The sequence below is a fragment of the Nonlabens sp. Ci31 genome, assembly GCF_012974865.1.
In the GTDB taxonomy this organism is placed as follows: Bacteria; Bacteroidota; Bacteroidia; order Flavobacteriales; family Flavobacteriaceae; genus Nonlabens.
This window is the reverse complement of record NZ_CP043633.1, coordinates 3,148,248-3,160,664: the sequence shown is the minus strand read 5'-3', so window position 1 is coordinate 3,160,664 and position 12,417 is coordinate 3,148,248. Positions and strand designations below refer to the sequence as shown.

Annotated in this window: 9 protein-coding genes; all 9 read right to left on the bottom strand. The window is 30.4% G+C overall.

The window, feature by feature from the left end; all coding sequences use genetic code 11:
• Nucleotides 1-50: 50 nt before the first annotated feature.
• Nucleotides 51-911, bottom strand: coding sequence for a hypothetical protein (locus F0365_RS13955; protein WP_169934262.1), 861 nt, complete (start codon nt 909-911; stop codon nt 51-53).
• Between the two features lie 157 nt (nt 912-1,068).
• On the bottom strand, nt 1,069-1,587 hold the full coding sequence (locus F0365_RS13950; protein ID WP_169934261.1) for a hypothetical protein: 519 nt from the start codon (nt 1,585-1,587) through the stop codon (nt 1,069-1,071).
• Between the two features lie 154 nt (nt 1,588-1,741).
• Nucleotides 1,742-2,716, bottom strand: coding sequence for a leucine-rich repeat domain-containing protein (locus F0365_RS13945; protein ID WP_169934260.1), 975 nt, complete (start codon nt 2,714-2,716; stop codon nt 1,742-1,744).
• 229 nt (nt 2,717-2,945) lie between these two features.
• Nucleotides 2,946-3,863 (bottom strand): hypothetical protein, encoded by a 918-nt coding sequence (locus tag F0365_RS13940; RefSeq protein ID WP_169934259.1) that lies wholly within the window; start codon nt 3,861-3,863, stop codon nt 2,946-2,948.
• Nucleotides 3,864-4,072: 209 nt separating this feature from the next.
• On the bottom strand, nt 4,073-4,678 hold the full coding sequence (locus tag F0365_RS13935; RefSeq protein ID WP_169934258.1) for a hypothetical protein: 606 nt from the start codon (nt 4,676-4,678) through the stop codon (nt 4,073-4,075).
• A gap of 315 nt (nt 4,679-4,993) precedes the next feature.
• On the bottom strand, nt 4,994-8,245 hold the full coding sequence (locus F0365_RS13930; protein ID WP_169934257.1) for an Eco57I restriction-modification methylase domain-containing protein: 3,252 nt from the start codon (nt 8,243-8,245) through the stop codon (nt 4,994-4,996).
• A gap of 318 nt (nt 8,246-8,563) precedes the next feature.
• Nucleotides 8,564-9,121 (bottom strand): hypothetical protein, encoded by a 558-nt coding sequence (locus tag F0365_RS13925; RefSeq protein WP_169934256.1) that lies wholly within the window; start codon nt 9,119-9,121, stop codon nt 8,564-8,566.
• A gap of 350 nt (nt 9,122-9,471) precedes the next feature.
• A complete protein-coding gene (locus F0365_RS13920) occupies nt 9,472-11,949 on the bottom strand; it encodes an N-6 DNA methylase (RefSeq protein WP_169934255.1) in 2,478 nt (825 codons plus the stop codon).
• The gene (locus tag F0365_RS13915) at nt 11,950-12,150 is read right to left on the bottom strand and encodes a helix-turn-helix domain-containing protein (protein ID WP_169934254.1); all 201 of its coding nucleotides are present in this window, start codon (nt 12,148-12,150) and stop codon (nt 11,950-11,952) included.
• Nucleotides 12,151-12,417 lie beyond the last annotated feature (267 nt).

Sequence of the window (12,417 nt, the reverse complement as noted above, 5' to 3'; positions counted from 1 at the left end):
GGCGCACTGGCAGTTATTTCACTGTCAGCCGTCTACTCGATTAGCACCAGTTATTTCTCCAATTCTTTGTTAAATCCAAGTTTTATATATTCCTTTTCCCTTTGATTGAGCTCACGTTCTTTAAATTCGGAAAATATCTTATAAGCATCTTCTAAAGTGTTTACTCCATTCTCGAAATTCGCTCGTCCCCATTGATAAAGTGCCATACCCAATTTAGTACTAAATACGCCAGGCTTAATTTGAATTCCGTCATATTCTTGTCCTTTTATCTCTGTAAAATAATCAAGTTTTCCGCCTTCTTTAGTTTCAATCAATATGATTTTTTTCAATTCTTCTTGAGATAATATTTTGACTTCTGAAGAATTTGATTTCCCTAATTCCTCTTTATTAATTAATGATAGAACAGCTCTATTAATATCTGCATTTGATATGATTCTGAATTTTTTATTATTGAAGTATAGTTTTCCTCTTTTGATTTCAGCATCGGTATCATAGTTTATTTTAATTATCTCATTTGCTCGGTTTTCAGTTATATCTCCACGCAATTTGAAATTATATTCGGATTGCTTATTAGTCGCCATATCCATAACTACGAAAGTCATTTTTGGTTTACTAATTATCAAAATCATATTTAACATTTGTTGATTTTTTGTGATAAGAAAAAAATCAGATGGAAGTTCAGTTGCAAACTTTTCTACTTTGTCAAGTGTCGGATTTTCACTAATATAAACCGAGGAATTTTTATTTTCAATATTATTTTCAAGAGTGTAATAATTGGAAACTAAATCGTATTCGTCAAATACTTGCTCACTTGTAATAATAGAGTTAAAGACAGGATTTCCGTTTTGGTCAGTTTGCGAATAAATAGTTCCGAAGATTAAAATTGCAAATATTGTTATTATGTTCTTCATTTTTTTTATAATTGGTGCTAACTTGATGTGTATGGTTAGTTGCGTGATTAAGCAACTAAATTAGTAAACAAATACGGACTAGAGAAAATTCCGAAGGAATTTTCCAAATAAGCACTTGCCCAAGCAATTAATTATACACCGTGTTGTGCGTAGTTTTTTATTCCGTTTTAATTAAGTCTATTTCAGTCCTTTTTTCAGGAAACTCAAAAAGTTTGTTTTTGATAATATACATTTCGGCTTCAGAGTCTTTTAATATTAAACTATCTCCTTTTTTTTCATATTTGCCAACATAAACTCTTCCGTTATTATTTTCGTCACACAAATAAAAGTATTCATTATTCTTTCCGATGCTCAATTCATAAACAATATCGTTTACTGAGAATTTATATTCCGTATTATTTCTTTCGTGATAATTCATAAACCACAAACTCCAAAAGGCGTAAAAAATTAATGGACAAATAATAGAGTTAGCAAAAAAAAAATTCGACAATGGTCTTTTTAGAAAATAGAGGATAAGACCTATTATCAAGTTTATTCCAAAAAGAATTGGTACAATTAATATTATTCCAATAGAAACGCTTGGGTCAGGTTTCATTGCATAAATCCATAATCCAAGAAGAATAATTTCAAGAATGAGAATTCCAATTCCGTATTTTATTTTTGTTTTAGAGTTCATTACTCAAATTACGCACAACGTGTTTGTATATGGTTTGTTGCGTGTTTCAAGCAACTAATTTAGTGAATAATTACCGACCAAGAAAGTCCGCGAGGACTTTCGTAAGTAGGCGAGAAGCCAGCAATAAATTATATACGGTGTTGCCACCAGTTTTCTATTCATATTGGACTTTCACTCCTTTTTGTTTAAACTTTTCAATTGTTTCTTTTATTTCCATTTCGTTAAAATCATTTTCCCTTATTAGCAAATAATTTAGTTTCGGTAAAGTCAATAACGTATCAGGAATTGAAGTCAAATCATTTCCATTTACTGCAAGACTTTCTAAACTTTTAATTCCGCCAATCCATTCAGGTATTGTTTTAATTTCATTATATCCAATTGTCAGTCTTTTTAGTTTCGGAAACTCTAAAACACTTTTAGGAAATACTTTCAGTTTATTAGAATGTAAATTTAAATACTCAAGATTTCTCAACTCTAAAAGTCCGTTTGGAAGTTTAGTCAAATTCTGATAATTTATTAAAACCTCTTTTTGGTTAAGATAATTTCCGGTTTCATAACCTACTTTTAGATTGTTTTTAAAATCTTCATTTTTGAGTTTTTCACAAATTAAATCTCCAATTGAATCTCTGTATCTATAATCAACTTCTCCCAAGTCACTAATTGTTCCAACAACATAATTAAATTTGTAATTTTTTACTCCGTAACAATTATATTGCTCAAAGTAAGTCGCTGAAAACTTTTCTCCACTACCAACTACAGGAAATCTATATCTATGTTTAAATGTTTCCTTTTTTGAAGAAGTAAGTAAAATTCCATTTTCTGGAATAAGTATTTTATTGTTTGTAAAATAATTACTTTCAAGTTTTGGTTGTTTTTCTATTCCGAAAACTATTATGAAACTTTGATTTTTTCCAACAAATGGTTGATTTTCATTGGCAAAATAAATTTCACTTCCAACGTCCCAATTTAAATGGTACAAAGTATGAGAAAGGACGTAAACAAATATTAAAGTCCATTCAATAATTTGTCTGTATTTGACTTTAAATTTTTTAAGTATAAAACTTGTTAATATTAAAATTGAATAAATTCCGAATAACCAAAGTATTGCTCCAACTCCCCAAAATCCCATAATAAAGAGTATGAAAATTCCGAATAGAAAGACTATAATACTGAAAATATATATTGGATTTCTGATGTTCATTCAAATTGGTGGCAACGTGATGTGTATGGTTAGTTGCGTGGTTAAGCATGAAATTTAGTAAATAAAAACCGAATAGAAAATTCGCGAGGATTTTCGTAAGTAGGCTATAACGAAGCAATTAATTATACACGGTGTTACAAACAGTATTTGTTCGGATTTAATCTTTTATCTTTTTCTCTTTTACTTTAATTGTTTCTTTTGGCTTTTCTCCGATTTGAATTGTTCCCATATTTCCACTATTCATCATTTCTTTGAATTGGTCAAAAGCTGACCAAAAACTCCTGCTTAATTTTCCTTCTTCTATTTCTTTGTTTATTAAAGGTCTGAAGTAATTCCATACGTAATTATCCTCGTCGTGATTTCCTCTTTGATGCCAAAGAATTATCCAGGCTCTTTCTTGCCAACCGTGTTCTTTTATAATTTCCATAAGTCTCTCAATATTCAGAGAGTCCACTTTTCGCATTAATTCATTTTGTAGTTCTTTATATTCTTTATTTGGTTTTGGAAAAAGTAATTTTTGATATTTTTTCGCAGCAATAGTATCATTCTTTTCTTTTGCAACTTGCCAGCCTTTCATTGCATTTTCCATATCCTTTTCAGTTCTACCACTAATATAATCGTCAATTTTCCTTACGAATTGGTCTCTTGCTGTTAATTCTTCTATTTCAAGGTAAACATCTATGTTCTTAATAGTTGAAAAATATTGTTGCCTTAAATTATTATAGTCATTAATAATAGTTTGATAAAACTCGTCATTTTGAATATCACTAAATCCTTTATATTTTCTCAAATATTCCATTTGTGCTCCACCTTCTGAAATTCCTTTTCTAATCCATTCATCAGCTAATTTATTATTCTTTAACTTCAATGCACATTCGGATAGATTGAAAAATGGTGTGCTTGAATTCGGTGTTAATATCTCAAGTGCATCTTTGTATTTTAAAATCGCTTGTTCATAAATTTCATCAGTTCTAAAATTATTTGCTTCTGAAATTAGTTTGTCGAAATCATCATATTTGGTCTGTCCATAGCTGAAAGACGTAATGCTTAATATAAGTAGTAGCGTTTGTTTCATATTGTTTGTAACGATTAGTATATGGCAAGTAGGGCAGTAGAAAGCGATAACCTTTCAATTTTGCACTGAGCCAAAGCGTTGTATTTTGTTTTTAACTTATTCATTTTAAAAGCCAAATCAACGATTTGGCGGTATTTCAAATAACCACAGGACTTTCTTAAACCACCGAACGCCCTATTTGCTATATACAGTGTTACCACACGTTCTTTTTAATTGTTTTCTTCGCAATAGGAGTACTTTATAATCCTTTCGTCTCCTTTAAAAATTAGCTTAAAGTTCCCGCCACAATTAAATTCAGGGTTTCCTTTTGAAGTTCCATAAATCAAGTATTCTTCATCTGCTTTCCAAACGCTTTTAATTTCCATTTCAAGTCCTAGTTTATTAGACCTTGAATAAAGCAGACGTTCATCATTGTCAATAATCAATAATGTTATGATTTTAGTGTATTCAAAGTCAACTGAATGTTCAAAAACGGCAAGAGTAGCAGTACCGAATCTATAGCAAGTTTGATTAGTCAGTTTAGCCGTTGCATTTTTCGAAATTCCTTCATCCGCATACAACAACTTTAAATTTCGTAATTGTCTGTCAGTTTCTTCTTTTATAATTGCTTTGACTGTATCATCAAAATTGATTTCCATTTCTGTCATCTGAGAATAAGGAATTTCAATCTTGTTCATTTTAAGCGAACCATTATACGCAGTTGAATCCCATTCTTGGTCGATTTTTTCCACATAGTCAAAATTCACTCCATCCGTTTTCTGTCCAAGGACAATTTGGGTCAAAATGCAGAATATTGAAATTAGTATCAGTCTCATTTTTTTAATGTGTGGTAACGGTCTTGTATATGGCTCGTAGCGTGTAAATTAGCTGTTTCCTTTCGGTTGAGCACAAGCCATATTTTTAATTTTTATATTTTAACTTTTTTATAAATATAATCAAATTAAAAATATGGCGACCTCGCAAATAAGCCTTAACTTCGTTTATGTAACTATCTAGCTATGAGCTATATACGTTGTTGTGCATAGTGCTTTTCCGCAAACTTGCTAGCGTTGGCAGAAGACATACTCTTTTACAGTTTTGGTGGCGCGTTGGCTGATGCGACTGGAAATGTGTATGGCTTTGAGCGTTGGCTATTCCGCTATGATTTTTATTTCTCTACATAAATTCAAGTAGTTATCTTCTAACTCTTTAAAAATTTTCGGTGTTGGTTTATTGATTGTTGCCTCTTTAGCTAAAAGCATTATTTTTTTATGATATTTGTTTGTATTGTCATATTCTGGCATTTTAATATTGAAATTTATACTAAAAGACCTAGTACTGTAAGTGAATTTAAAATAATCTCTCACGATAGGTGTGTTCAAAATTCCGCATAAAAAATATGCCTCATCCTCTGTTATATCTCTTCCTTTTTTAGTCTTACTGATGTAAGGACAATGTTTAGCACAAATTGGCATTACTTCTTCTCCCCAAGGTGTAGTTACTTTAGAAACAACACTAGCACTTAACTTTGTATTATCTCTAAATGTTACTTTAAAAGGCGAGTAAGTATATTTACCAACCTTTGAAAGTGAGTAAAAAGCTTTACCTCTCGAAATGGTTAAACTTCGTTTTGATTGTTTTCCTATTAATGACTTATTTGTCGATAAATATTTGAAAAGGCTTGGACTCTCCTCAATTAATTTGTCCACTTCAATAGAAACGGTTTCATTGTCTGAATATGGGAATACACAATAATTATTGTTTTGTTTAAAACCGAAAGGAATTATTTCTGGTGCTTTAATAACGGGCTTTATAAATTTGGTTTCTAATTTTACTGGTAATGAAACCATTGATTTATACTTCGAGTTATTGAATTTTGTAGGTAAAAACATAAACGAACCTTTTTCGTCAATACTGTTTGTTGGTTCTATAAAATATGTTTCTGCTGGCGTAAATTCGACACCACTTCTGGCTTTATAAAAACAATTTCCGATTATTGAACTAAAATCATCCTTTCTATCAATATATTCTTCTTGAAAAGTTGTGTAACCTGTTCTTTCTTCATCCATTTGAAACGCTTTTGAAAAAGTTTTTTCAAAAGCATTACTAACCTCATTGAAAGTTTGTTTAGTATTTATATCAGTAATTTTAACACCTCTTTTCTTACTGAAAACGGTAATTGGAATGCCATCTTCAAAATAATCTACAAAATCATTGCTGTAGTAATAAGTCATAAATTTTTCTTGTGTATCAACAAATGGATTTCCTGATTTTGTCCAGTCATCTAATTTTTGTAAATACATTCGTTTGTTTGAAGCTACATCTGAATAAAAATCTCGAAAGCCAGCATAAGAATCTTGTGTCATTAAAGTTTGTGGCATTAGAAAAGCAAGTATACCATTTTTTGATAACCAAGTGGATGCTGTTACATTTGCTATTAAAGCGCAAATATTTAAACTAATAGCTCCCATATAAGTCTGACCAGAAAATAAATGTCTATCTAAACATAAACTCTTTATTTTTTCTGCGTATGCTTGTGGAAGAAATTCCCATTTAATCCAAGGTGGATTACCAATAACTATATCAATGTTTTTAATTCTTGCAACTAACATAAAATTAGCAACAATTCTTATCCAGATACCATCCCAATTATTTTTATGAAGCCTAACAAGTTGCTCTGATAATGATTTGATATATTCTTTTATTTCATCGTTAACATCAGTTGTAGAAAAATTTTGTAAAAACTTATTATAAACGAGTTCTGAATCTTCTGTTTCTATAATAGCTTGTATTTGATTCATTAAAGAAAAGAAGTCTTTGCTTTCCACAAATTTACTAGGTAGAAGAACTTGAATATTTTCTTGCTTTGTGCTTACTATATATTCGTAGCATAATGAATTACCAATCTCTACTTTATTTGGAATGTTGGCAGAATCCCCTAAATATATTGGAATTTCAATATCATCATTATTAATCAATGGTTTTATAGATAGATAAAAGCAAACTTTGGCAGTTAAAACTGACAACGGATTTATATCTACACCTTTGACTCGTTCCAATATTGAATATAGCAATTCTCGTTTTTCAGAACTGGAAAGACTTATTATGTCTTTTTTTGCGATAATATTTCTTATAAGAGCCATTACAAAAACTCCACTACCACAACAAGGGTCAATCGCAGTAAAGTCCTCAATATTAACTAGACTTTTACTTTGTTTAACAACATAATCGGCTAACCAAGAAGGTGTAAAGTATTCGCCTAAACTATGTCTTACTTGAGATGGCATAATTTCCATATACAAGTCTATAAAAATATCTATTGTGCTATAACCGTGTCTGTAAAAAGAAATAGAATAACCTTCTAAAATGTGAATGATTTTTAGAAGTATTTCTGATTCTTCTTCACTCCATATATTTTCATCACAATACCAAGAAAAGAAATCTCCTTCAAGTAAATTTCTTATTCCTCCTGTCTGGAATACATAACCATTTTCTATATATTGAATAAATTGACGTAAGGTGTCAGAATCTATATTTGAAAGGTCAGAGAAATATTCAATATCCTTATTAAATTCAATTTTCGTAACAACTTTACAAGCTATTAGTTTAACAATTATTGCATAGGTAGTTTGTAAAGCAAACAACGCTTTATAGTCCGTTTCACTATCATTAATTGTAGTTCCAAATAATTTACCAAGTGCTTTTCTTCTTTTAACAATATCATCATTTTGTCCTTTGTCTGTTTCAGACAAATGAAATAAGACTTCCCATTCTTGAAAAAGCATAGAAGTTTTATCTGACTTTTTTTCATTTAAGCTTTTAAATAAATAGTTTGCCAATTCTGCTGTTAATCCGTTTCTTGAATTTAACTTGAAATCATCGACAATGTTTTTTGGTACAAATTTTTTGTTATTTAAGTCTACTAATGATTGAACAATTTTATCTAAATCATCTTCATCAATATTTTTGAATGAAGTTGAGTGTAATTCTCCTTCTTGAAAATATATGTAACGAATTTTAATACCATCGGTTAAAACACCGTGATATTCATTTCCGTCTTCTTCTTTTAGCTGTAGTAAATATTCGGAAAGTTGTTCGGTAGCTTTATCTTTATCTTTTTCCTTGTCTAATTTTCCAAGTCTTTTATACTCGATGACTAAATTATTGCAAACTGCGTCCATTCTTCCAACAAATTTGTGTCGTAGAGTAGATTGGCTTTCTTCCTTTTTAAAATTTATATCTATTTTAAAAACAGTTCTTACAAAAAAGTAAATTTCAGATTCGAATGCAAAAGATGTAGTTGCCTCTGTTTCTGATGCTTTAGTTCTTTTTAGTAAAGATGTAAGATGTTCACTTAACTTGCATTTGTATTCGTTACTATTTAATATGCTTTCAATATTCATTTATTCCAATAGGATTTATTCAGTTCACGAATTTAATTAACTATGTCAAGCGTTGGCAAAAAAACAGCTCTTTTATTTTTTTTGCGTTGGAAGATGTGTTGGCAAAAAAATAAATGTGCTGTTTGCGCGTTGGCTTTTTTAGTTCAAATGTTGATGTTTAGCACGATTTTCCGCATTATGCACAACGTGTTTGTGTATGATTAGTTGCGTGATTATGCACGGAATTTAGTAAATAAACACCAAATAGAAAATCCGTGAGGATTTTCGTAAGTAGGCGAGAACCAAGCAATTAATTATACACGGTGTTGTGCAACGTTTTTATTTCTTTTTCAGGTCAAATCCTAAATTCAGTTGTAACATAATTGGCCAAATATTCCCATTTCCGTTTGTGTCAATATAGTATTGTGGTCCAACGTCAAAAAGTAAATGAAAATTCTTTCCATATTTTCTTTGAATTCCCCAAGTTGGTCCAAAAGCAAAGTCAAAGTCAGAAGTTCGGTTTACATTTTCCGCTATTGAATTTCCACGAGTTATAAATCTCAACGAAACAAAATTTCCAGAGTTATTTTCCGTGTTTCGGTTTTTTCCACTTCTCTTATTTAAGTTATAAAACCATTTTTGTTGAAAATCAGCGAATGGACTAATTATGTAAATAAATCCACTTCCTCCAAAAGTCAAATCAGGATATCCTCCACCATAACCAATTCCGAGAGCCGAAGAAAAAGTTGAGTATTGTCCTGTCGGAATTTCCAATTCAATTGCAGGATTCAAAAAATTCACACGCCAAACTTTTTCAGTTCCAATGTCGTTTTTTTCTTGAGCATAATTCAGGGTTGTTAATAGTCCGAATGTTAAAATCAGTAAGCTTTTTTTCATTTTATTCAATTTTTGTTTAATGTTCTGGTTTTTTTTTAATGTTGCACAACGGTCTTGTGTATGAAACGTAGCGTATAAATAGACACTAACTTTTCAGGTTTAGCACAAGCCGAATTTTTTATTTTTATGTTTAATTTTCTTTTCTAAATATAACCAAATAAAAAATTTGGCGGACTTTATAAATATACAAAAACCTTGCGGAAAGCCTGTAATAGCTATGTTTTATACACGTTGTTAGCCACTGGCTTTTTTTCGCAAACTTGCTAGCGTTGGCGGTTTAAGCTCTTTTATTTTTTTGTGCGTTGACTTTTAGCGTTGGCAAAAAATAAATGTGCTTGAACCTGCGTTGGCTATAATTCATTTTCAATTATCGTATGTGAATTAACTAATTCCTTTTCCGCTTTCTTTATAGTTTTGTCATAAGTAGATAATGCTTTTTCAAACACTTTACTTTTATTTTCACGTTCAACCTTATTAGAGACTGGAAAATCCAGTTTTTTAAAGTCATCTTCACTCAATCTGTATCTACTTGGTGTTCCACCTCTCGTTTTAGAATACATATATCTTAACATCATATCTGTTCTTAAAACTCCAGTAATGTAATAACTGTCAATTTTTGAATGAGGTCTGATTACAATAAACTCTGGCGAAGCAATAATACATTTTACTTTTTCTGTTACTTTTGGAACTACCACAATTTTGCGATTCATCATACTTGGACCCAATCGTGCTAAAAGTATATCTCCTTCTTCAACGATTTTAAGATTTCCTTCTATTTCACTTCCCATACAATATATAATACTGTCTATTGCTACTGGATTATTTGGAAGTTCGTCCATTCTAATTAATGCGTAATTTTCGTATAGATTTTCCTCTTTTGATGGTTTCTCTTTTACATCAATTATATCTGCAATTTCAGTTACGTTTTCTGTTAGATTGTTGAAAGTTGGTTTCCAAACGTAACGAGTAGCATTAAAAGGTCCTTCTTTGTTTAAATCAGACAATTGGATTGAATAGCAATTTTCAGTCCTTTTGTATGAATTAGGATTCTTTTCATAAATTTTATACTGCTTTAGAATTGCTTCGTCAGTATCATTTACTAATTCATTTTTTTCTTCTCTTCCCGTTGCATCAATTCCAATTTGTTTTGCAACACTCATAAAAATCGGATAATTCTTTTTAGGCTTTTCACTTTTACCATACTTGCGTAAATACAAAACGGAAGATTTTATACCTGCACCAAAATGACTAAAAGCGCTTTCTGGTAAAGAAAAGGAAGCTAATAATTCACAGTTTTCTAAAATATAGTTTCTAATATTTTGTAATGAAGTATTGGTTAAAACACCAGCAGGTAAAACAATAGCGATTCTACCAGTTTTTGGTTTACAAAATTTGATACACCTTTCAATAAAAAGAATTTCTGTTTTTTGTGTCTTTTTAGTGTCTTTTTTTGCATCTTTTGCTAAATCAAAATTTTCAAGATATTTAACTTCTTTTTGCTTAATTGTCGCACCAAATGGTGGATTTGAAAAGACAATATCAAAATAGTCTTCTTGAAAATCTCCATTAAGTTTTTGTAGTTCACTAAAGTTTTCTAAAGCATCTGCACCAATAACATTTGTGTGACCATCATCGTGAATTATCATATTCATTTTACATACACGAGCAATTTGGTCATTGATTTCAATACCATATAAATTGTTCTCTGCAAATGAATGCCAATGTTTCCAAGCTTCTATTTCATCATAATTTGCATCAGCAAACTTGCGAACATTATCCATAGCATAAAGTAAAAAACCACCACTTCCACAAGAAGGGTCAATTACATTTTCTGATTTTTTTGGATTTAATAAAGTAGTACAGAATTCTACGACTGGTCTAGGTGTAAAATATTGTCCCATTTTACCTATGAAAAAGTCTTTCATAAATAACTCAAAAGCGACACCTTTTGTGTCAAGGTCAATATTATTTAGTGATAATTGTTGTAAATGCTCAACAACATTATATACAATTGAAGCTGAAAGATTTATACCTTCTTTGAATACTTGAGGGTCGTCTTTTTTTGCTTCAATATAAATTTTTGAAATACGTTCATAAACTTCTTCTTCGGATTCGTTTGTTCCGATTTGAAATTTATAATGATTATTTTTTGGTGTGTCTTTTTCGTCTTTTAGTTTGCAAAAAAGTAGTTTAGAAACTTCATCAAATGCTGCTGTTGGTGCAAGTTTACCACTTTGCCAAACTGAACTTTGCGCCTTGTTTAAAGTGCTAATTAAATCTTCTCTAAAGACAACAATTAAATCATTGCTTGAATCTCCTTTTTTAAATTTGTATTTAGGTGCTTTTCCATATTTTACAGGAATATCAGAAATAACATTTTTTTGCCTTTCGTCTGCTTTAAAACCTGAAGTATCAAAAGCTGTTCTTGTATTTCCAGCAACTACAATTGCATAAGGTGCTCTTTTATAATTTGCATATCTAAATGTTTGCTCGATAGCTTCTTGAAATTCATTATCTGAAATCCCGTCTTTTTTAGTTTCAACAATTAGATATGGTGATAAGCATTCTTTGTCAGAATATATGATTATATCGATTCTATCTTTGTCTGGTTTTGTTTTTACCTCAAAGTCAATTCTGTCTTTTGGATATTTATAATCTAAAATTAATTCAGTTAGATATGCTGCTCTAACCTTTTCTTCTGGATTTTTGAAAGATGTATTATAATCCCTTTTACAATGATATGTAATTCTTTCAGTAACCTCATCTATTGTAATAAATCCAGCTTTTAAACCTCTTTCTGTTGTTTTTAGAAATATATTTTCACTCATTTATTTAGCTTCTTTTCTTTCGATTAATAATTCTTTGACTTCTACATTTAGAATTTCCGCAATCTTGTATAAGTCTTCCAAACTCGGTTGCCTCTTATTTTGAGCATAAGAGTGTACCATATTGTAACTCTTACCAAGTTGTTCAGCTAACCAAATTTGTTTTTTTCCTTTTTGTTCTAAAACCTCTTTTATTCGGTTCATTTTTGAATTGTTTTCATTCAGTCCACTAATGTAAGCAGATTTTCAAATATACTCACTAAATGAGTATTAAAATTATCATTCCGTATGAGTGAGTGATGGGAAAAGGCAAGCTCTTTTTATTTTTTGAGGCACGAGAAAAATAAAATGTGCTTGACTGTGCGTTGGCTTTTCAGCTTGTGGCTAACGTGTTTGTGTATGATTTCGTTGCGTGTTGCAGCAACTAAATTAGTAAACTAAAACGAACCAGAGGAAATTCCGAAGGAATTT